This window comes from Pseudomonas alloputida (genome assembly GCF_021283545.2).
In the GTDB taxonomy this organism is placed as follows: Bacteria; Pseudomonadota; Gammaproteobacteria; order Pseudomonadales; family Pseudomonadaceae; genus Aquipseudomonas; species Aquipseudomonas alloputida.
The window spans coordinates 2,499,741-2,521,634 of the sequence record NZ_CP128540.1; the positions used below are offsets into that span (position 1 = coordinate 2,499,741).

At 65.0% G+C, this 21,894-nt stretch carries 17 protein-coding genes; 16 read left to right on the plus strand and 1 reads right to left on the minus strand.

Annotated features, from left to right (window positions below; translation table 11 throughout):
* Positions 1 to 176 precede the first annotated feature (176 nt).
* Genes LU682_RS11515 through LU682_RS11525 form a run of 3 tightly spaced genes read left to right on the plus strand, consistent with a single transcriptional unit; the run spans position 177 to position 4,349 of the window.
* On the plus strand, positions 177 to 842 hold the full coding sequence (locus LU682_RS11515) for an ABC transporter ATP-binding protein (RefSeq protein WP_010954570.1): 666 nt from the start codon (positions 177 to 179) through the stop codon (positions 840 to 842).
* The gene (locus LU682_RS11520) at positions 842 to 3,301 is read left to right on the plus strand and encodes an ABC transporter permease (protein ID WP_010954569.1); all 2,460 of its coding nucleotides are present in this window, start codon (positions 842 to 844) and stop codon (positions 3,299 to 3,301) included. The genes LU682_RS11515 and LU682_RS11520 overlap by 1 nt, the downstream gene beginning before the upstream one ends.
* Positions 3,291 to 4,349: a lipocalin-like domain-containing protein gene (locus LU682_RS11525; protein WP_010954568.1), complete on the plus strand. Its 1,059-nt coding sequence runs from the start codon at positions 3,291 to 3,293 to the stop codon at positions 4,347 to 4,349. The genes LU682_RS11520 and LU682_RS11525 overlap by 11 nt, the downstream gene beginning before the upstream one ends.
* A gap of 53 nt (positions 4,350 to 4,402) precedes the next feature.
* On the opposite strand, the gene LU682_RS11530 is transcribed toward LU682_RS11525, so the two are convergent.
* The gene (locus LU682_RS11530) at positions 4,403 to 5,149 is read right to left on the minus strand and encodes an enoyl-CoA hydratase-related protein (RefSeq protein WP_010954567.1); all 747 of its coding nucleotides are present in this window, start codon (positions 5,147 to 5,149) and stop codon (positions 4,403 to 4,405) included.
* A 116-nt stretch (positions 5,150 to 5,265) separates the two neighbouring features.
* Here LU682_RS11530 and LU682_RS11535 point away from each other — a divergent pair, with 116 nt between their 5' ends.
* The 13 genes from LU682_RS11535 to LU682_RS11595 all read left to right on the plus strand — a co-directional run bounded on the left by LU682_RS11535 (position 5,266) and on the right by LU682_RS11595 (position 21,870).
* Positions 5,266 to 5,910, plus strand: a complete 645-nt coding sequence (locus LU682_RS11535; RefSeq protein WP_010954566.1) for a TetR family transcriptional regulator C-terminal domain-containing protein — start codon at positions 5,266 to 5,268, stop codon at positions 5,908 to 5,910.
* A 73-nt stretch (positions 5,911 to 5,983) separates the two neighbouring features.
* Positions 5,984 to 6,700, plus strand: coding sequence for a response regulator (locus tag LU682_RS11540; protein ID WP_010954565.1), 717 nt, complete (start codon positions 5,984 to 5,986; stop codon positions 6,698 to 6,700).
* Positions 6,697 to 7,479 carry a substrate-binding periplasmic protein gene (locus tag LU682_RS11545; protein ID WP_010954564.1) on the plus strand — a complete coding sequence of 261 codons (783 nt, stop codon included), beginning with the start codon at positions 6,697 to 6,699 and terminating at the stop codon, positions 7,477 to 7,479. The genes LU682_RS11540 and LU682_RS11545 overlap by 4 nt, the downstream gene beginning before the upstream one ends.
* A complete protein-coding gene (locus tag LU682_RS11550; protein ID WP_010954563.1) occupies positions 7,476 to 9,728 on the plus strand; it encodes a hybrid sensor histidine kinase/response regulator in 2,253 nt (750 codons plus the stop codon). The genes LU682_RS11545 and LU682_RS11550 overlap by 4 nt, the downstream gene beginning before the upstream one ends.
* 196 nt (positions 9,729 to 9,924) lie before the next feature.
* A complete protein-coding gene (locus tag LU682_RS11555) occupies positions 9,925 to 11,331 on the plus strand; it encodes an amino acid permease (RefSeq protein ID WP_010954562.1) in 1,407 nt (468 codons plus the stop codon).
* A 239-nt stretch (positions 11,332 to 11,570) separates the two neighbouring features.
* Entirely contained in the window at positions 11,571 to 12,365 is a 795-nt protein-coding gene (locus LU682_RS11560) for an enoyl-CoA hydratase/isomerase family protein (RefSeq protein ID WP_010954561.1), read from the plus strand.
* 33 nt (positions 12,366 to 12,398) lie between these two features.
* Positions 12,399 to 13,559, plus strand: coding sequence for an acyl-CoA dehydrogenase family protein (locus tag LU682_RS11565; RefSeq protein WP_010954560.1), 1,161 nt, complete (start codon positions 12,399 to 12,401; stop codon positions 13,557 to 13,559).
* 17 nt (positions 13,560 to 13,576) lie between these two features.
* Positions 13,577 to 15,694, plus strand: coding sequence for an acetate--CoA ligase family protein (locus tag LU682_RS11570; RefSeq protein ID WP_010954559.1), 2,118 nt, complete (start codon positions 13,577 to 13,579; stop codon positions 15,692 to 15,694).
* Positions 15,687 to 17,294 carry a 5-guanidino-2-oxopentanoate decarboxylase gene (locus LU682_RS11575; RefSeq protein ID WP_232857350.1) on the plus strand — a complete coding sequence of 536 codons (1,608 nt, stop codon included), beginning with the start codon at positions 15,687 to 15,689 and terminating at the stop codon, positions 17,292 to 17,294. The genes LU682_RS11570 and LU682_RS11575 overlap by 8 nt, the downstream gene beginning before the upstream one ends.
* 34 nt (positions 17,295 to 17,328) lie before the next feature.
* Complete coding sequence (gene alr, locus LU682_RS11580) at positions 17,329 to 18,558, plus strand: alanine racemase (protein ID WP_010954558.1); 1,230 nt, start codon at positions 17,329 to 17,331, stop codon at positions 18,556 to 18,558.
* Positions 18,559 to 18,582: 24 nt separating this feature from the next.
* Positions 18,583 to 19,773 carry a pyridoxal phosphate-dependent aminotransferase gene (locus LU682_RS11585; RefSeq protein WP_010954557.1) on the plus strand — a complete coding sequence of 397 codons (1,191 nt, stop codon included), beginning with the start codon at positions 18,583 to 18,585 and terminating at the stop codon, positions 19,771 to 19,773.
* Between the two features lie 98 nt (positions 19,774 to 19,871).
* Positions 19,872 to 20,573 carry an NAD(P)H-dependent oxidoreductase gene (locus LU682_RS11590; RefSeq protein WP_014590556.1) on the plus strand — a complete coding sequence of 234 codons (702 nt, stop codon included), beginning with the start codon at positions 19,872 to 19,874 and terminating at the stop codon, positions 20,571 to 20,573.
* A 193-nt stretch (positions 20,574 to 20,766) separates the two neighbouring features.
* Positions 20,767 to 21,870 carry a polyamine ABC transporter substrate-binding protein gene (locus LU682_RS11595; RefSeq protein WP_010954555.1) on the plus strand — a complete coding sequence of 368 codons (1,104 nt, stop codon included), beginning with the start codon at positions 20,767 to 20,769 and terminating at the stop codon, positions 21,868 to 21,870.
* Positions 21,871 to 21,894: the final 24 nt, after the last annotated feature.

Genomic DNA, 21,894 nt, shown 5'->3' on the forward strand with positions numbered 1-21,894 from the left:
TCGGTTTTTAGTGGATCCATTGATGGGGCGCCCTCTGCGATTCGAGGGGGCGGCTGCAGCGGCACGTCGTCTGAACAGGAAGGCACCGGCGAGATCGATCAATGCGGCCGGTGCGGGAGCAGGCCTGGCCGAACCTGCTATGCCTAAAGGGACACCCAACCCATCAAGGCCACTCGATGCTAGCCATCGAACAACTCTACAAATCATTCCCCACCCCCCAAGGCCCGCTCCCCATTTTGCAGGGGGTGGACATGCGCCTGGCGCGGGGCAGCAGCCTGGCGCTGATGGGCGAGTCGGGCAGCGGCAAGAGTACTTTGCTGCACCTGGTGGCTGGCCTGGACCGAGCGGACAGTGGCCGTATTCTGATCGACGACGTTCCGCTCGATGGACGTTCGGAAGCGTCGCTGGCGCAGTGGCGACGGGAGGGGATCGGCCTGGTGTTTCAGCAGTACAACCTGATCAGCAGCCTGGACGTGGGCCTGAACCTTACCTTCCAGGCCCGTCTCGCCGGGCGGCATGACCCGCATTGGGCGGCTTACCTGGCGCAGCGCCTGGGCCTGGCGGACCTGCTCGGGCGTTACCCGGAACAACTGTCTGGCGGCCAGCAGCAGCGCGTCGCGATCGGCCGTGCGCTTGCCGGGCGCCCGGCCTGGCTATTGGCTGACGAACCGACCGGCAGCCTCGATGAAGCCAGCAGTGACGAGGTGCTGAGTTTGTTGCTGCAGTTGGTCGCCGAAGCCGGCAGCGGGGTACTGATGGTGACCCACAGCCCGCGGCTGGCGGCGCGTTTGCAGCACCGTTGCTACCTGCAGGCCGGCCGTGTGCGGCCCGAGCAGGGCTGATGAAGCTTTTGTCGCTGGCCCTGTTGGCGCTGCTCAGCCACTGGCGGCGCCATCGTGTGCAGTGCTTCAGCATCTTCACTGGCCTGTGGCTGGCCACGGCGTTGTGGACCGGCGTGCAGGCGTTGAACAGCCAGGCACGCAGCGACTATGCCCGGGCCAGCGCGGTATTGACCGGGCCGTTGCAGGCGCAACTGATCGCGCGCAATGGCGAGCGCTTCGATCAGGCGTTGTACGTGCAACTGCGCAGGCTGGGCTGGGCTGTTTCGCCGGTGCTGGAAGGGCGCTTGCGCTTGCCGGGCGAGCCCGCACGCAGTGTGCGACTGATCGGCATCGAGCCGTTGAGCCTGCCACCTGCCAGTAGCATTGCCGGGGTGCAGGTGCAGGCATTCGATCTGCAAGCGTTCGTCGGCTCGCCCGGGCAAGCCTGGGTTGGACCAGACACCTTGCGTCAACTGAACACAAGCCCCGGATCGCCGACCCGCGACAGTGAAGGGCAGTTGCTGCCGCCTATGGTTTTGCAGCCTGCGTTGGCACCCGGGGTCATCGTGGTGGACATCGGCCACGCGCAGACGTTGCTGAACGCACCGGGGCAGTTGTCTCGTCTGCTGCTGGCCGATACCCCCGGGCCGTTGCCTGCGGATATCGCCCGCTATCTTGAACTGCAGCCGCGGCAGGACGATGGTGGCTTGCAGCGCCTGACCGACAGTTTCCACCTCGACCTGACCGCGCTCGGCCTGCTGGCGTTCGTCGTCGGCTTGTTCATTGCCCACGCCGCAATCGGTCTGGCGCTGGAGCAGCGCCGTGGGCTGATCCGTAACCTGCGCGCGTGCGGCGTCAGCCTGAAGACCCTGCTGTGCGCCCTGGTGCTGGAGCTGGGCTTGTTCGCGGCACTGGGTGGGCTGGCCGGGGTGGCCAGTGGTTACGCATTGGCCGCGTGGCTGCTGCCCGACGTGGCCGCCAGCCTGCGTGGCCTGTATGGCGCCCAGGTCGCCGGCACGTTGAGCCTGCCGGCGGGCTGGTGGCTGCTGGGTGTGCTGGTGAGTGTCCTCGGTGCATTGCTGGCCGGCTTGGAGAGTGTAATGCGCGCTGCCCGGTTGCCTTTGCTGGCGCTGGCGCAACCCCAGGCCTGGCGACTGGCGCAGGGGCCATGGTTGCAACGGCAGGCTTTGCTAGCGGGCCTGCTGCTGTTGCTGGCCTTGGGCTGTGGTGTCTTCGGGGCTGGCTTGCTTAGCGCGTTCGCCATGCTGGCAGGGTTGCTGCTGGCGGCGGCGCTGCTGTTGCCGGCCTTGCTCGATCAGGTACTGGCCTGGCTGGCGCGTCGTTGCCACCGGCCATTGGCGCAATGGTTCGTGGCTGACAGCCGCCAGCAGCTGCCAGCCCTGAGCCTGGCGTTGGTCGCCCTTTTGCTGGCCCTGGCTGCCAGTGTTGGCGTGGGCAGCATGACCGAGGGTTTTCGCAAGACGTTTGTCGGTTGGCTTGACCTGCGCCTCTCCGCCGACCTGTATGTCACCCCGCGGGACACGGCCCAAGGCTTGCAGATAGTCGAGTGGCTCAAGCAGCAGCCCGGGGCCAGCGTGGTCATGCCCGGCTGGCGCGCAGACATGCAGCTGCAAGGTTGGCCGGTGCAAGTGCAGGGCATTGTCGATCACCCTGCCTATCGTACGCGCTGGCCATTGCTGGAACAGCATTCGCGCGCCTGGCAGCAACTGGCCAGCGGACAAGCCGTGATGCTCAGTGAGCAGTTGGCCAGGCGATTGAACCTGCAACTGGGTGACAGCCTGAAGCTGCCCGCAGGCACGCCAGCCATGCCCGTGGTGGGGATCTATGCCGATTACGGCAACCCCAAGGGGCATGTACTGGTCAATGCCGGCTGGTTGCGCGCCCACTGGCCACAGGCAACCCTGGCCGGCTTGAGTGTCGACCTGAACGCTGAAGGGGTGGCATCGCTCAAGGCCGCGCTGCAACAGCACTTTGCCCTGGATGACAGCCGGGTGGTCGAGCAGGCGCGCCTGAAACGCTGGTCGACCGACGTCTTCAACCGCACCTTTGCCGCCACCGCAGCTCTCAACAGCCTTACCCTTGGCGTGGCCGGTGTGGCGTTGTTCATCAACCTGCTGACCCTGGGCCAGGCGCGGCTGGGCCAGTTGGCACCGCTGTGGGCACTGGGGGTGCGGCGCATGCAACTGGTCTGGTTGAGCCTGGGGCAGACACTCATGCTCAGCGGCTTCACCGTACTGCTGGCGATTCCGCTTGGGCTGTTGCTGGCCTGGTGCCTGGTCGCAGTGGTGAACGTGCAGGCCTTCGGCTGGCGTTTACCGCTGTATGTGTTCCCCGTGCAACTGCTGCAGTTGACCGTGCTGGGCATGCTCACCAGCCTGCTGGCCTGCGCCTGGCCGCTGTGGCAGCTGGCGCGCCGCCCGCCGCGCGAACTGTTGAGACCGTTGTCCGATGAAGCTTAGTGCGTGGCTGTTGCTGAGCGGGTTGTTGTTGTGCGGCTGTGATCAGCCTGCACCGCAAAGCTATGCCGGGCTCGGGCAGCAGGCTGGCGAGTTCAGCCAGGTGACCCGCGATCATCGTCTGGTCTTCCCGCATGACCACGGTCCCCACGATGGCTTTCGTATCGAGTGGTGGTATGTCACCGCCAACCTCAAGGACGCCCAGGGCCGTGACTGGGGCGCCCAGTGGACACTGTTCCGCTCGGCCTTGCGCCCCGGTCCGGAGACCAGCGGCTGGAACAGCCCGAACCTGTGGATGGGGCATGCAGCACTGACCGCGCCGGGTGGCCATCAGGCTGCTGAAACCCTGGCGCGGGGGGGGATCGGCCAGGCCGGCGTGCAGGCCCAGCCGTTTCGCGCATGGATCAATGACTGGGTGTTGCAGGGCCAGGGCGGTATCGAACAGCTACAGATGGTCGCAAGTGGCGATGGTTTTCGCTATGACCTGCAGTTGCACAGCGATCTTCCCTTGGTGCTGCATGGTGAGCAGGGCTACAGCGAAAAATCTGGCAAGGGCCAGGCTTCGTACTATTACAGCCAGCCGTTCTACCAGGTCCAGGGGCAGGTCCAGCGTGGCAGCTTGTGCATCGCGGTTACCGGGCAGGCCTGGCTGGACCGGGAATGGAGCAGCCAGCCGCTGGCCCCCGGGCAGACCGGCTGGGACTGGTTCTCCCTGCACCTGGACAGTGGCGCCAAGCTGATGCTGTTCCAGGTACGGGAGGCCCACGGGGAACCGTATCGCGCCGGAACCTGGGTAGGGCCACAAGGGGACGTGGTGGCACTGGACGCCGCACAGATCAAGCTGCAGGCGCTGGCCTGGTCCGCGCAGAAAAACGGCAAGCAGGTACCGACGCGCTGGCGGGTGCAAGTGCCGGAGCATGGGGTGGATGTGCAGGTCGATGCCGTTGAGCCGCAGGCGTGGATGCAGACACGGTTCCCGTACTGGGAAGGGCCGGTACGCTTGAAGGGGAGTGCGGGCGGGCGCGGGTATCTGGAGATGACCGGCTACTAGTGCAACAACGTTTGAGCAAGACAGTTGTTCCCATAAAGGTCGCGCCAGACCCTTCAATCCTTGATCAGCCCTCGCAGCACTGCCCGCGCTTCTTCAGTACGCAAGCATTCGATGAACAACTGGCTTTCCCGCGCCACCGTGGCCTCCAGCTCTGCCCGCTGGCTGTCCTTGAGCAGCCGCTTGCTGATACGCAGTGCCGCCTGCGGGTAGCCTTGCAGCTGCCGCGCCAGCGTGCGGGCAGCTTCCAGGCACTGTTCGCCGTTTTCATGCAGCTCATTGGCCAGCCCCCAGGCCAGCATCTGTTCGCCATCCAGCAATGCATTGGTCAGCAGCAAGCGTGCCGCCCGGGCCTGGCCAAGCACACGCGGCAGCAGCAGGCTGGAACCAAACTCCGGGCACACACCCAGCGGCGCGAAAGGCATGCGCAGCTTGGTCGAGCGGCTGACCAGCACCTGGTCGCAGTGCAGCAACAGGGTGGCCCCGATGCCGATCGCCGCACCACTGACCGCTGCGATCAGCGGCTTGTCCAGGCCCATGACCACCCGCATCAGGCGGAACACTGGGCTGTCCAGGTCGCTGGGCGGGTTGTCGAGGAAGTCGCGAAGGTCGTTGCCAGCGCTGAAGCAGTGCGGCCCACCGGTGATGATGATGGCATCGACAGCGGGGTCTTCACCTGCCGCCAGCAACAGGTCACCCAGCAGCTGGTACATGGCAGTGTTCAGGGCATTGAGCTTGTCGGGGCGGTTGAAGGCCAGGGTCAGCAGGCCTTGGTCCAGCTCGCGTGTGATCAGGTCGTTCATGGCAGCCGCTTTTGTTGTTGTGAGAGGGCCCTGCCGGGCAGTGGTGCTTAGGGTTTATCACGCAGTCCGGCTTGTTGTACAGTCGTTCAGTCCAGCCCCTAACCAGAGACCCACCGATGACTCAGGAAGCCCGCTACCACCGCATGCTGCCGGAATTGCGCAAAGCCAACCTGGTCGAGGCGACCCTGGTGTGCCTCAAACGCCATGGTTTCCAGGGGGCGTCGATCCGCAAGATTTCGGCCGAGGCCGGGGTCTCGGTCGGGCTGATCAGCCACCATTACGCGGGCAAGGACGAACTGGTGGCAGAGGCTTACATGGCCGTCACCGGTCGGGTGATGGGCCTGTTGCGTGAGGCCATGGCCCAGGCCGCGCCCAATGCCCGCGAGCGGCTGTCCGCGTTCTTTCGTGCCTCGTTCTGCGCCGAGCTGCTCGACCCGCAATTGCTCGATGCCTGGCTGGCTTTCTGGGGGGCGGTGAAGACCGCCGACGCGATCAACCAGGTGCACGACCACTCCTACGGCGAGTACCGCAACGAACTTGGCCAGCTACTGGCCAGGCTGGCCGAGGAGGAGGGCTGGCAGGGCTTCGATGCCGACCTGGCGGCCATCAGCCTGAGCGCCTTGCTTGATGGCCTGTGGCTGGAGTCGGGCCTGAACCCCGGCACCTTCACCCCCGAGCAGGGCGTGATCATCTGCGAGGCCTGGGTCGACGGCCTGCAGGCCGGTGGCCGCAGGCGCTTCAGCCTGTCCGAGGGCTGTTGATCGCCTGTTCAGTAACGAGTACGCTGCTGTCGCGAGTGTGTAGAACAACACCAATAAAAAGAGACAACACGCAATGACGCCTCGGGTATTGATCGTCGATGACGATCCGCTTGTTCGTGACTTGCTGCAGGCCTACCTGTCCCGGGAAGGCTACGACGTACACTGCGCCGACACCGCCGAAAGGGCCGAAGCCCTGCTTGGCAGCCAGGACGTCGACCTCGTGCTGCTGGACATCCGCCTGCCCGGCAAGGACGGCCTCACCCTGACCCGCGAACTGCGGGTGCGCTCGGAGGTTGGCATCATCCTCATCACCGGGCGCAATGACGATATCGACCGCATCGTTGGCCTGGAATGCGGCGCAGATGACTACGTGATCAAACCGCTCAACCCCCGCGAGCTGGTGTCCCGGGCGAAAAACCTGATCCGCCGCGTGCGCCATGCCCGCGAGGCGCACCCCGCCCCAGCCTGCGCGCAATCGCTGAAGCAGTTCGCCGACTGGGCACTGGATACCGACCGCCGGCGCCTGATCGACGCCTGTGGCGGGCAAACCCTGCTGACTCATGGCGAGTTCCAGTTGCTCAGTGTGTTCCTGCGCAACAGCGGCCACACCCTCAGCCGCGACCAGTTGATGGACCAGATTCGCAACCGCGAGTGGGTGCCCAACGACCGCTCCATCGACGTGCTGGTCGGCCGCCTGCGGCGCAAGCTGCATGACGACCCGGCCGAACCGCAGTTGATCATCACCATTCACGGCACCGGCTACCTGTTCACCGCCAGCGTGGCAGCATGATTCCTCGCGCCTGGCAGTTGGCGCTGGCCTTGACGTTGCCCACCCTGCACGCCAGTGCCAGTGAGCCGGTGCGCTACTGCGACTACCCGGTGTACCCGCCCATTTCCTGGAGCGACGGCCATCAGGTGCGCGGCCTGGCCCCCACCGTGGTGCGCGAACTGTTCGCGCGCATGGGCTACGAGGTGCAAACCGTGGTGCTGGGCAACTGGAAGCGCTGCCTGATGGATGCCGCCGCCGGGCGGGTGGACGTGGTCCTGGCCTACAACAGCGACCAACGTGACCAGCGTATGCGTTTTTCCACGGAGCCGGTGATGCGCGAGGAAGTGGCCGTGTTCTACAACCGCAAGCGACCGGTGCAGTTCCAGCAGCTGGAGGACCTGGCGGGTTATCGCGGCGGCCTGCTGTACGGTGAAAGCTATGGCGCCGAGTTCGACCGCTTCGTCGCCCGCCACCAGAACATCGAGCGGGTATCGTCCAGCCAGCAGAATTTCGGCAAGCTGATCCGCGGGCGCATCGACTATGTGATTCAGGAGCGGCGCACCGGGCTGCTGTTCATCGAACACCTGCCCGGGGCGCAGGATATTCGCGCATTGCCCACGGCACTGAGCGTGGACTACCTGCGGGTGGCGGTATCGCGACAGTCACCCTTGAGCCAGCACATGGCTGAAATCGACGCGCAGTTGCAGCGGATGAACCAGGCGGGCGAGATCGCGCGTTGGCTTGAGCAAAGTGAGGTCACTTACCGCGACATGATCAACCTGCCGGCAGATGCCCGATGATTCGCCTGCACACCGATGGCCTGCTGCGCCGCCTGCTGCGGTTCATCCTGTTGTTCAGCCTGTGCTTTACCGTACTGGCCAGTAGCGTGCAGCTGTATTTCGAATACCGCCGCGAGATGCGCGACATCGAGGCGCGCATGGCGTTGATCCGTGCAGGCTACCTCGCCAGCCTGGAGCGCAGCCTGTGGGACTTGGACGAGGCGCAGCTGGATACGCAATTGCGCGGCCTGGTGGATTTTTCCGACGTGGCCCGGGTGCGCTTGGTTAGCGATGATTTTCAACTGCTGCGAGGAGAGGCCGAACCCAAGGGGCCGCTGCGCATCGAGCGCTTCCCCCTGGATTATCAGCCCCCCTCGGGCCCCGCCAGGCACCTGGGTGAGCTTGAAGTGAGTATCGACTTGGGTGCGGTGCACCATCGGTTGTATGCCACCGGCCTTGCCAGCCTGCTTTGGATGGGCGTGTTCCTGTGTGGGCTGGCAGTGGCGCTGTCGGGGCTGTTCTATCGCCTGGTCACCCGCCATCTGCAAGTGATGGCCGAGTTCGCCCGCCGCATTGGCGCCGGCCAGTGGCAGGAGCCGTTGCGCCTTGGCCGCCGCCGATCATCGCGCCCCGACGAAATCGACACGGTGGCCAATGCCCTGGACGATATGCGTCGCGCCATCCTCAGCGATATCGAGCGCCGTGAGCGTGACCGCCTGGAACTACAGGACAAACGCGACGAATTGCAGGCCATGGTCGAGCGGCGTACGGCCAGCCTGGCTCGGGCCAAGGACGAGGCCGAGGCTGCCAACCTGGCCAAGTCGCGCTTTTTGGCGACCATGAGCCATGAATTGCGTACGCCGCTCAACGGTATTCTGGGCATGGCCGAACTGCTGCGCGGCGGGCGCCTGGAGGTCGCCGACCGCCAACGTGTCGAGGCCTTGTACAAGGCCGGCGAGGGGCTGTTGGCGATTCTCAACGAAGTGCTGTATTTCGCCCGGCTCGAAGAAGGCGAGAGCCGCGCCGAACGGGTGGTGTTTTCCTTGCGTCAGTTGTGCCAGGAAGTGCTGGCGTTGCTCGAACCCATGGCCATGGAGAATGCCGACACCCTGCAACTGCAGGTCGATGAGCAACTGGCCGCGTACCAGTACGGCGCAGAGCAGTACCTGCGACAGGTGCTGAGCAATCTGCTGGCCAACGCCATCAAGTTCACTGAGCACGGCCAGGTACAGCTGACGGTACAGGTGCTTGCCAATAACGAGTGCTCGCAGCGCTTGCGGCTGTCGGTCCGTGACAATGGTATCGGTATCGAGCCCGCCGTTCAGGCGAAGATCTTCGACCGTTTCGTCCAGGCCAGCGAAGCTGTGACCCAGCGCTATGGCGGCACTGGCCTGGGCCTGGCGATCTGCAAGCACCTGGTGGAAAAACTGGGCGGTAGCATCGGCCTTGAGAGCGTTCAAGGGCAGGGCAGCTGCTTTTGGTTCGAGCTCGACATGGCTCGCGGGCAGCCTGTCTCAGCGGGGTCACCAGCTCCTTCGCCCTTGCCCAGCCTGGATATCCTGGTGGTCGAAGACGTTGCCCTGAACCGTGAGGTTGCTGGTGGCCTGCTGATGCGCGACGGTCACCGGGTAAGCTTTGCCGAAGACGCCAGCCAAGCCCTGCAGGCATGCGCGCAGCGGCGCTTCGACCTGGTTCTGCTGGACGTGCACTTGCCGGGCATGAGCGGGGTGGCGTTGTGCCGACAGCTGCGTAGCTCGCCGGGGCCGAACCGCCACAGTCGGATCCTGGCGCTGACGGCCGGCGTGCAACCGGGCCAGGTCGCGGGTTATCTGGACGCTGGTATGCAGGGCGTACTGGCCAAGCCGTTGCGGCTGGACAGCCTGCGCAAGGCGTTGGCTGACGTAGCGCCCGGTGAAGTGGCCAGCGCTGGCGCAGACATGGACTGGTCATTGCTCGACACCCACCGTTCACTGCTGGGGGAGCAGAAGTTGCAAGGCCTGCTGAAGGTCCTGCGCCAGTCACTGCAGCAGCACGCCACGGCGCTGGCCGAGGCGCTGCCAGCCCAGGACTTCACCGAAGTGCTGCACCTGGCCCACCGCCTGGCTGGCAGTTGCGATTCCCTGGGGTTTACCGGGCTGGCGACGGTGTTGCGTGGTCTGGAGGAGGCGGCCCGGCAGCATGACGTACAGGCCATGCAAGCCCTCGGCGAGCCGTTGGCCACCCAGCTAGGTCAGGCCAGTGCCACGCTGGAACAGCTGATTCAGAGCTGACGTACAAAAAGCTTACGACTTTTTACATCTTCGATCCGTTCGTATAACGGCGCCTTACATCCGTTTCCAATAATCCATGGCAACCGTGTTGCACACGGTCCATGAGGCTTATTGGAGACAAGAATAATGACATGCCGTAGCGCTCAGCCCCTCATTCGAACCCTCCCACGCACCGGCCGCAATGGCGAGGTGTGCCATGACTGACAGCGTTGAAAAAATCCAGCTCACCCGCGCCCTGAAAAGCCGGCACATCTTCATGCTGTCGCTGGGTGGGGTTATTGGAACCGGCCTGTTCATGGGCTCGGGCGTAACCATCAATCAGGGCGGGCCGGTGGGCGCGATCCTGGCTTACCTGGTCGCAGGCTTGCTGATGTACCTGGTGATGGTCTGCCTGGGCGAGCTGTCGGTGCAGATGCCGGTGTCCGGTTCGTTTCAGGCCCACGCCACCAAATACATTGGCCCGGCCACCGGGTTCATGATCGGCTGGGTGTACTGGATGAGCTGGGCCACCACCGTAGGCCTGGAGTTCACCGCTGCCGGCATGTTGATGACCCGCTGGTTCCCGGAGGTGCCGATCTGGTACTGGTCGGCGCTGTTCGTGGTGGTGCTGTTCGGGCTCAACGCCCTGGCCACGCGTGCCTTTGGCGAGGCCGAGTACTGGTTCTCGGGCATCAAGGTGGCAACCATCCTCGGCTTCATCGTCATTGGCCTGCTGGTGATCTTCGGTGCCATCCCCCTGAGCAGCGGGGCACCCGCACCGATGCTGAACAACCTGGTGGGCGAGTCGCTGTTCCCCCATGGCCTGTCGGCAGTGTTCGCGGTGATGATGACCGTGGTGTATGCCTTCCAGGGCTGCGAAATCATGGGGGTGGCTGCCGGTGAGACCGAGCACCCGGAAAAGAGCATCCCGCGGGCGGTGCGCAATGTGGTGTTCCGCGTGCTGATCTTCTATGTGCTGGCGATTGCCGTGCTGTCGGCCATTGTGCCGCACGAGCAGGCCGGGCTGATGGAAAGCCCGTTCGTGCAGGTGTTCGACATGGTCGGCATCCCTTACGCCGCCGACTTGATGAACTTCGTCATCCTCACGGCCATCCTCTCGGTGGGCAACTCCGGGTTGTATGCCTCCACGCGTATCCTCTGGGCCATGTCCAAGACTGGCATGGCACCGAAAAGCCTGTCGCCGCTGAGCAAGCGTGGCGTGCCGCTGCGGGCGCTGAGCATCACCCTGTGCTTTGCGCTGATCTCGCTGATGACCAGCTTCGTCGCGGCTGACACGCTGTTCATGGTGCTGATGGCGGTGAGCGGCATGTCCGGCACCGTGACCTGGATCGTCATCGCCCTGGCGCAGTACCGTTTCCGCAAGGCCTGGCTGCGTGACGGCGGGCAACTGCAGGACCTGAAGTACAAGGCGCCGCTGTACCCACTGGTGCCGCTGCTGTGCATCACCCTGTGCAGTTCGCTGTTCGTGTTCCTGGCGCTGGATGAAACCCAACGGCCGTCGCTGTACTGGGGCTTTGGCTTCATTGCCCTGTGCTATGCGGCGTACTTCTTCGTCAACCGCCGTCGGCAGGGGGCCTTCGCACCCAGCACACCAGGGGTTTGACGCCGCAGCTCGTCGTCGGCAGGTGTTGGTCGCTGCATTTTCAGCGCCTGTGAGGTCGAGCGCCGCCTACGCGGTGCGCGATCTCACAGGCCATAAAGCCGTCATGACGAACGCCCTTGTGTAACGCCAGACACCGAGTTGTGCGAAGTTGTAACAGCCCATCCCGCCTTGCTGAACACTCGTTTAGTATCTCCCTCATCAAGTCCTCCAACACCATCACAACAACACCGAGGCCCCCCATGACCACCCCGTCGTCGTCACTGTTGAGCAAGGTCGAAGCCGGCGTTGCCTGGATCACCCTCAACCGCCCCGAGCAGCGCAACGCGCTGGACATTCCCACCCTCAAGCAACTGCACGCCTTGCTCGACAGCCATGCCGACGACCCCGCCGTACGCGTGGTGGTGCTGACCGGTAGCGGCCGCAGCTTCTGCGCTGGCGCCGACCTGGCCGAATGGGCTGCCGCCGAAGCTGCCGGCACCCTGGAAAGCTATGGCTGGACCGAAACTGCCCATGCCCTGATGCTGCGCCTGCACAGCCTCGACAAACCCACCATCGCCGCCATCAACGGCACCGCCGTGGGCGGTGGCATGGACCTCAGCCTGTGCTGCGACCTGCGCATCGCCGCCGCCTCGGCGCGCTTCAAGGCCGGCTACACCAGCATGGGCTACAGCCCCGATGCCGGCGCCAGCTGGCACCTGCCACGGCTGATCGGCAGCGAGCAGGCCAAGCGCCTGCTGTTCCTCGACGAGTTGTGGGGCGCCGATCGCGCCCTGGCCGCCGGGTTGGTCAGCGAAGTCTGCGCCGACGAGCAGTTGCCTGCCGTTGCCGCCGAACTGGCCGGGCGCCTGGCCAATGGCCCGACCTTCGCCTATGCGCAGACCAAGCGGCTGATACGCGACGGCGCCCGGCGCACCCTGGCCGAGCAGCTGGAGGCCGAGCGCCACGCCGGCCTGTTGTGTGGCCGCAGCCAGGATGGCGCCGAGGCCCTGCAAGCCTCGGTGGAACGTCGCACCCCCCGTTTTACCGGCCAGTAATCCGATACCCGACCCTCATCAGGACCTTCGCAGATGAATTTCCAACTGACCCAAGAACAAGAAATGTTGGTGGAAGCGGTACGCAGCTTTGTTGCCAAGGAGCTGCTGCCCCATGAGGAAGCGGTGGACCGCGCCGACGCCGTGTCACCCGAACTGGCCGCGCAGATCCGTGGCAAGGCCATCGCTGCCGGGTTCTATGCCTTCAACATGCCCGAGGAAGTGGGAGGGGGCGGCCTGGACTACCTGTCCCAGGCGCTGATCGAACGTGAGCTGTCCAAGGTGTCCTGGGCGCTGCATGTCTTCGTTGCACGGCCGTCGAAAATCCTCATGGCCTGCAAGGACGAACAGATCAACGACTACCTGCTGCCGTGCGTGCAGGGCGAGAAGGTCGACTGCTTCGCCCTCACCGAACCGGGCGCCGGCTCTGATGCCAACGCCATCAAGACCCGCGCCGTGCGCCAGGGCGATGACTTTGTCATCAACGGCAGCAAGCACTTCATCAGCCACGCCGGCCACGCCGATTTCGCCATTGTCTTCGCTGTCACCGACACCTACGAGCACAACGGGCGCAAGCGCAATGCGGTCACCGCCTTGCTGGTCGACCGGGGTACGCCGGGCATGACCATCCGCCGTGGTCCCAAGTGCGTGAGCAACCGTGGTTATCACACCTACGAGCTGTTCTTCGACGACTGCCGGGTGCCGGCCAGCAAGGTGCTGGGCGAAGTGGGCAAGGGCTGGGAAGTGGCCAACGCCTGGCTTACCGCCGGCCGGGTGATGGTCGCCGCCAACTGCGTGGGCCAGGCCCAGCGCGCCCTCGACCTGTCGCTGCAATGGGCCGCCGACCGCAAGCAGTTCGGCCAGGCCATCGGCAGCTATCAGGGGGTGTCGTTCAAGCTGGCCGATATGGCCACGCAGATCCGCGCGGCCGAGATGCTCACCCTGCACACCGCCTGGAAGATGGACCAGGGCAACATGACCGACGGTGAGGCCGGCATGGCCAAGCTGTTTGCCAGCGAGGTGCTGGGCAAGGTCGCCGACGAAGCGGTGCAGATCTTCGGTGGCATGGGCCTGATGGATGAAGGGCCGGTTGAGCGCATCTGGCGCAACGCGCGTATCGAGCGCATCTGGGAGGGCACTTCGGAAATCCAGCGGCATATCATCGCCCGCGAACTGCTGCGCCCGCTGCTGCGCTGAGCGCCAGGAGAACACTCATGTCGCAATCGATTCGTGACAACCTCAAGCGCCTGCTGGCGCCCCGGCACCTGGCCTTCGTTGGCGGGCGCAGCATGGCGCGGGCGCTCAAGCGCTGCGCCGAAGGCGGCTTTGCCGGTGAGCTGTGGCTGGTCAACCCGCAGCATGAAAGCCTCGAAGGCATCCCCTGCGTGGCCCGGGTGGCCGACTTGCCCTACGCCCCGGACGCGGTGTTCATCGCCACCAACCGTGAGCTGACCCTGCAGTGCGTTGCCGAGCTGGCTGCACGTGGTGCCGGTGGCGCCATCTGCTATGCCTCGGGCTTTGCCGAAAGCGGTGAGGAGGGCTGCCAGTTGCAGCAACGCCTGCTCGACGTCGCCGGCAACATGGCCTTGCTCGGCCCCAACTGCTATGGCTTGCTCGACTACCTGCACGGTGCCGCCCTGTGGCCGGTGGCGCATGGTGGCCAGCAAGTGGAGAAGGGGGTGGCGATCCTCACGCAAAGTGGCAACTTCGCCTACAACCTGTCCATGAGCGACCGCTCCCTGCCAGTGGCCTACATGGCCTCGGTCGGCAACCAGGCGCAACTGGGTGTGGCCGAGCTGATGGATGTGCTGCTCGACGACCCACGGGTAACCGCCATCGGCCTGCACCTGGAAGGCTTGAAGAACGTGCCGGGCTTTGCCCGCGCCGCTTGCAAGGCGCTGCAGCAGGGCACGCCGATCATTGCATTGAAGACGGGCGTTTCGCAGATCGGCGCTGAACTGGCGCTCAGCCACACCAGCTCGTTGTCCGGCTCCGATGCGTTGTACGACAGCCTGTTCCAGCGCCTGGGCGTGATCCGCGTCAGCGGCCCGGTGAGCTTTGTCGAAACGCTCAAGGCCGCAGCCTGCGGACGCTTGCCGGCAGATGGCGAGCTGATTGCGCTGGCCTGCTCAGGCGGCGATGCCGGCCTGATTGCCGACTACGCCGAACGCAACCAGTTGCAACTGCCGAAGCTCGAGCAAGGGCAGGTGGCGGCACTGGCCGAGGTGTTGCCGGGCTATGCCAACCTGGTCAACCCACTGGACTTCACCACTGCCATCTGGGGCGATGAAGCCGCCCTGCAACGCATGCTCGACAACACCCTGAGCGGCGCCGCGGGCGCGGCGATGCTGGTGCTGGACTACCCGGCGGCGTTTACCGGCGAACGCAAGGAATGCGACCTGCTGCTGGGGCTGTACTGCGATGCCGTTGAACGCCACGGCAAGATCGGCTTCGTCACCTCGGCTTTCCCGGAACTGTTGCCTGCCAGTGCGCGTGAGCGCCTGCATGCGCGGGGCATCGCTGCCCTGCAGGGTGTGGAAGACGGCCTGGCGGCCTGGGGGCGCATCGTCGCTTACCAAAAGAACCGCCAGCGGTTGATGGACCAGGGCGAGGCTGTGCGGGTACCGCTGTGCCCGCAGGCCCTCACGGGCGAAAGCCGACTGTTGGACGAATGGCAATCCAAGCAGGCCCTGCGCGCCTTCGGTCTGCCGGTGCCTGCGGGCGTGCTGAGTACGCCCGAACGCGCCGTGGCAGACGCCGCCCGCGTCGGTTACCCCTTGGTACTGAAGGCGGTCAGCGCGCAGCTGCCGCACAAGACCGAAGCTGGTGCTGTGGCGTTGAACCTGCGCGATGCCCGCGCCCTGGAAGCTGCACTGGTGCAGATGCGCCAGTGCATCGCTGACTACGCCCCGCAGGTTGCGTTTGATCAGGTGCTGCTCGAGCCCATGGCCGAGCCGCCCTTGGCCGAGCTCATAGTGGGCATCAAGCGTGAAAACAACTTTGCCCTGGCCTTGGTGATCGGTGCCGGCGGCGTGCTGGTCGAACTGCTCAAGGACAGTGTCAGCCTGTTGCTGCCCACTACCGACAGCGCCATCCGCGCCGCACTGCTGAACCTGCGCAGTGCCAGCCTGCTGCAAGGCTTCCGTGGCCGTCCGGCCGCCAACCTCGATGCCTTGGTCTCGGCCATCCGCGCAGTCGCCGATTACGCCTGCGAAAACGCCGGGCAGTTGATGGAGCTGGATGTGAACCCATTGATGGTCGGTGCCAACGGTACCACCGCAGTCGACGCGCTGATCCGCCTTGGCCAGGCGCAAGGAGAACGACATGAATGACCTTACCCTGACAGCCGGCCAGGCGCTGGTGCGGTTGTTGGCCAACTACGGCGTGGAGACCGTGTTCGGCATCCCCGGCGTGCACACCCTGGAGCTGTACCGTGGCCTGCCGGGCAGCGGCATTCGCCATGTATTGACCCGCCACGAGCAGGGCGCCGGCTTCATGGCCGACGGCTACGCGCGGGTCAGTGGCAAGCCGGGGGTGTGCTTCGTCATCACCGGCCCAGGCGTGACCAACGTCGCCACCCCCATCGGCCAAGCCTATGCCGACTCGGTGCCGATGCTGGTGATTTCCAGCGTCAACCACACCGCCAGCCTGGGCAAGGGCTGGGGCTGCCTGCATGAAACCCAGGACCAGCGCGCCATGACTGCGCCCATCACGGCGTTTTCTGCGGTGGCCCTGCAGGGCGACGACTTGCCCGAGCTGATCGCGCGCGCCTGGGCAGTGTTCGACAGCGAACGACCGCGCCCGGTGCACATTTCGGTGCCCCTGGACGTGCTGGCGGCATCGGTCAGCCGGGACTGGAGCGGTGAGGTGGTACGCCGTCCCGGGCGTGGCCAGCCGTGCCGCGAAACCCTCGAGCAGGCTGCCCTGAAGCTTGCCGCCGCCCAGCGGCCTATGATCATTGCCGGGGGTGGCGCGTTGCACGCGGCTGAGCAGTTGCAGCAACTCAGTACACGGCTGGCAGCGCCTCTGTTCACCAGCGTGGCCGGCAAGGGCTTGCTGCCACCAGACGCGCCACTCAATGCCGGCGCCAGCCTGTGCGTCGAACCCGGCTGGCAGTTGATCAGCCAGGCTGATGTGGTGCTTGCCGTAGGCACCGAAATGGCCGACACCGACTTCTGGCGCGAGCGCCTGCCGATCCGCGGCGAGCTGCTGCGCGTCGACATCGACCCGCGCAAGTTCAACGATTTCTACCCCTGTGCCATTGCCCTGCAGGGTGATGCCCGGCAAACCTTGGACGGTTTGCTCGAACACCTGCCCGCACTTCAGCGTGACCCGGCCCAGGCCAGCGCGGCGGTGGCCACCCTGCGCCAGGCCATCCGCAATGGGCATGCCCCGTTGCAGGCCACGCACCAGGCCATTCTGGACCGTATCGCCGCCGTACTGCCTGACGATGCCTTCATCAGCAGCGACATGACCCAGCTGGCCTATACCGGCAACTACGCCTTCGCCAGCCGGGCGCCACGTAGCTGGCTGCACCCCACCGGTTACGGCACCCTCGGCTACGGCCTGCCGGCCGGCATTGGTGGCATGTTCGCCAGCGACCATCGCCCCGGCCTGGTACTGGTGGGTGATGGCGGCTTCCTGTACACCGCGCAGGAACTGGCCACTGCCGTCGAGGAACTGCGCCGGCCGCTGGTGGTGTTGCTTTGGAACAATGACGCCCTCGGCCAGATCCGCGACGATATGCTCGGCCTGGATATCGAGCCGGTCGGCGTGCTGCCGCGCAACCCGGATTTCATCGGCCTGGCCCGCGCCTTGGGTTGCACCGTGCACCAGCCACGCGACCTGGACGCGCTGCAGGCCGACCTGGCCAGCGGTTTCGCCACACCCGGCGTGACGTTCATCGAACTCAAACACACCTGCGTCTGTTAAGGCGCGCACTACGACAAGAACACGAGTAATCACCATGCCCTTTCGCCGTACCCTTCTGGCTGCATCCCTGGCACTTCTGATCACCGGACAGGCCCCCCTGTATGCGGCACCACCGTTGTCGATGGACAACGGCACCAACACCCTGACCGTGCAAAACAGCAATGCCTGGGTCGAAGTCAGCGCCAGCGCCCTGCAGCACAACATCCGCACGCTGCAGGCCGAGCTGGCCGGCAAGTCCAAGCTGTGCGCCGTGCTCAAGGCCGATGCCTATGGCCACGGTATCGGCCTGGTAATGCCATCGATCATCGCCCAAGGCGTGCCCTGCGTGGCGGTGGCCAGCAACGAGGAGGCCCGCGTGGTCCGCGCCAGTGGCTTCACCGGGCAACTGGTGCGGGTACGCCTGGCCAGCCTCAGCGAGCTGGAAGATGGCTTGCAGTACGACATGGAAGAGCTGGTGGGCAGCGCGGAATTTGCCCGCCAGGCCGATGCCATCGCCGCGCGCCATGGCAAGACCTTGCGCATTCACATGGCGCTCAACTCCAGCGGCATGAGCCGCAACGGGGTGGAGATGGCCACCTGGTCCGGCCGTGGCGAAGCGCTGCAGATCACCGACCAGAAGCACCTCAAGCTGGTCGCGCTGATGACCCACTTCGCCGTGGAAGACAAGGACGATGTACGCAAGGGCCTGGCGGCATTCAACGAGCAGACCGACTGGTTGATCAAGCACGCCAGGCTGGACCGCAGCAAGCTCACCCTGCACGCCGCCAACTCGTTCGCTACGCTGGAAGTGCCGGAAGCGCGCCTGGACATGGTACGAACGGGTGGCGCGCTGTTCGGCGACACCGTGCCGGCGCGCACCGAGTACAAACGTGCGATGCAGTTCAAATCGCACGTGGCGGCGGTGCACAGCTATCCGGCCGGCAACACCGTGGGCTATGACCGCACCTTCACCCTGGCCCGTGATTCGCGGCTGGCCAACATTACGGTCGGGTACTCCGATGGCTACCGCCGGGTATTCACCAACAAGGGCCATGTGCTGATCAACGGCCACCGTGTGCCGGTCGTGGGCAAGGTGTCGATGAACACGCTGATGGTCGATGTCACCGACTTCCCTGATGTGAAGGGGGGTAACGAAGTGGTGCTGTTCGGCAAGCAGGCCGGGGGCGAAATCACCCAGGCCGAGATGGAAGAAATCAACGGCGCGTTGCTCGCCGATTTGTACACCGTATGGGGCAATTCCAACCCGAAGATACTCGTCGACTGAAATTGCCATTGAAAGGAGATTGCCATGCGCTACGCCAAGCTCACCCAACGCATCGCCGGCGACGGCGCTGCGGCCTGGGACATCCACTACCGCGCCCTGGCGCTGCAGGCTGAGGACAAGGACATCCTGCTGCTGTCGGTGGGTGACCCGGACTTCGACACTCCCGCGCCTATCGTCGAGGCGGCCATCGACAGCCTGCGCGCTGGCCATACCCATTACGCCGATGTACGCGGCAAGCTGGCGCTGCGCCAGGCCATCGCCAACCGTCACCGGCAGCGCAGCGGCCAGGCGGTGAGCGCCGACCAGGTGACGGTGCTGGCGGGGGCCCAGTGCGCATTGTACTGCGTGGCCCAGTGCATACTCGACCCAGGCGATGAGGTGATCGTTGCCGAACCGATGTATGTCACCTACGAGGCCGTGTTCGGCGCCTGTGGCGCCAAGGTGGTGCCGGTACCGGTCAAGCCCGAGAATGGCTTTCGCGTGTGCCCGCGTGACGTCGCCGAGCGCATTACCCCGCGCACCCGCGCGCTGGCCCTGAACAGCCCGCACAACCCTTCAGGGGCGAGCCTGCCGCGCGCCACCTGGGAGGCGCTGGCCGAACTGTGCGTTGCCCATGATCTGTGGCTGATCTCTGACGAGGTCTACAGCGAGCTGCTGTATGAAGGCGAGCATGTCAGCCCCGGCAGCCTGCCGGGCATGGCCGAGCGCACTGCAACGTTGAACAGCCTGTCCAAATCGCATGCCATGACCGGCTGGCGCATGGGGTGGGTGGTCGGCTCGACAGCACTGGCCACGCATCTGGAAAACCTCGCCCTGTGCATGCTCTACGGCTTGCCGGACTTCGTCCAGGATGCCGCCGTGGTGGCGCTGGAGCACCCGTTGCCCGAACTGGACGCCATGCGCGAAGCCTACCGCCAGCGGCGCGATCTGGTGTGCGAACAGCTGGCCGGCTGCCCGGGCCTGAAGGCGTTGAAGCCCGATGGTGGCATGTTCGTGATGCTCGACATCCGTGAAACCGGCGTTAGCGCCCAGGCCTTCGCCGACTACCTGTTGGACAGCCAGGGCGTGTCGGTGCTTGCCGGCGAGGCATTCGGCCCTAGCGCTGCCGGGCATATCCGCCTGGGCCTGGTGCTGGGTAACGAGGCGCTGGTCGATGCCTGCCAGCGCATTGCCCGCTGCGCCGGCGAACTGATGCGCGGGCAGACGGATGCGTGAGCACACCGTCCAGCGTATGCGCCGCCCGGGCCAGGAGGAAGGCGCGCGCTGCTGAACCACTGCGGCAAGATAACCTGTTTTGTGTGAGGAGAATGCTTGTGAATGTACTGATCGTCCACGCTCACCCCGAACCGCAATCGTTCACGGCAGCCCTGCGTGACCAGGCTGTGGAAACCTTCCGTGCCCAAGGTCATCAGGTGCAGGTCAGTGACTTGTACGCCATGGGCTGGAACCCGGTGGCCAGTGCCGATGACTTTACCCAGCGCGAGAACCCCGAGTACCTCGTGTATGCGCTGGAGCAGCGTCAGGGCGTCAAGCGCGGTGCCATTGCCGCAGATATCCAGCAGGAGCTGGACAAGCTGTTGTGGGCCGATCTGCTGGTGCTGAACTTCCCGATCTTCTGGTTCTCGGCCCCGGCCATGCTCAAGGGCTGGATCGACCGGGTGCTGGTGTCGGGGGTGTGCTATGGCGGCAAGCGCTTCTACGACCAGGGCGGGTTGGCCGGCAAGAGGGCGCTGGTGACCGTGACCCTGGGCGGGCGCGAGCACATGTTTGGCGACGGCGCGATTCACGGGCCGCTGGAAGACATGCTGCGGCCGATTCTGCGGGGCACGCTGGCCTATGTCGGGTTCGAGGTGCTGCCGCCGTTCGTGGCGTGGCATGTGCCGTACATCAGTGCTGATGCGCGGCAGGACTTTCTGCAGCAATACCGGCAGCGTCTGGAGCAGCTCTCGGACGACCAGCCACTGGTGTTCCCGCGCCTGGCGCAGTTCGATGAAGCGTTGTACCCGCTGACGTGACCTTTCTCCTGTATTGACCACTGGGGCCGCAACGCGGCCCCAACATTTTGTCGGCATACGATGTTCTGCAAACCTTCCAGCGCCACCTGCCAAAAAACGACCACCCACACATTCGGGGTATGTCACCCCTGGGCGAATCCACCGATAGTGAACCCATCGGCTCGATCCGGAGCACTCACACGATGGAGTTGCCATGCGCAAGGTACTGAAGGTGATTGGCGGTCTGCTGCTGGCGTCTGGCGCCAGCCTTGCCCAGGCGGCAGAGGTGGGCAGCGGTAACACGTTACGGTTGTACAACTGGACCGACTACATCGGTGAAACCACCCTGGCCGACTTCGAGAAGGCCACCGGCATCAAGGTCATCTACGACACCTTCGATGGCTACGAAACCGTGCAGACCAAGCTGCTCACCGGCCGTTCTGGCTACGACCTGGTCATGCTCAACGCCTCGCTGGTCCCCCCGCTGATCAGCGCCGGTGTGTTCCAGGCACTGGACAAGCAGCAACTGCCCAGTTGGCACAACCTCGACCAGCAGGTGGTGAACGACCTGCAGGGCTACGACCCTGGCCTGAAGTATTCGGCGCCCTACACCTGGGGCAGCTCTGGGGTCACCTACAACGTCGACAAGATCACCGCACGCATGCCCGACGCGCCGATCGGTTCGCTGGCCATGCTGTTCGACCCCAAGATCGTCTCGCGCTTCGCCGACTGCGGTGTCACCCTGATGGACGCGCCCACTGAGGTCATCCCACTGGCCTTGCAGTACCTGGGCAAGGACCCGCGCAGCGCGTCGCCGGCCGACCTCAAGGCGGCCGAACAATTGTTGCTGGGCATCCGCCCTTACATACGCAAGTTCGATTCGGTGAATTACCTCACCAGCCTGCCCAACGGCGATGTCTGCCTGGCGCTGACCTGGTCCGGTGACTATGCCACCGCCCAGGCCCGCGCAGTGGAAGCGAAGAAGGACATCAAACTGTCGTTCTTCATCCCCAGGGAAGGTTCGCTGATCTGGTTCGACAACCTGTACATCCCCAAGGATGCGCCGCACGCGGCCAACGCCCACCGTTTCATCGAGTTTCTGCTGCAGCCGCAGACCATGGCCAAGGTCACCGACTACATCCATTACGCCAACAGCAACGCTGCCGCTACCGCGCTGGTGCGTGATGACATTCGTCAGGACCCGGCCATCTACCCTGACGCACCCACCCGTGAACGCCTGTTCGCGCAGAAAACCCAGAGCCCCAGGGACATGCGCGCCATCACCCGGGTCTGGAGCACGGTCAAGACCGGTTTCTGAACACTGCCCAAAAATTCTCGCCAA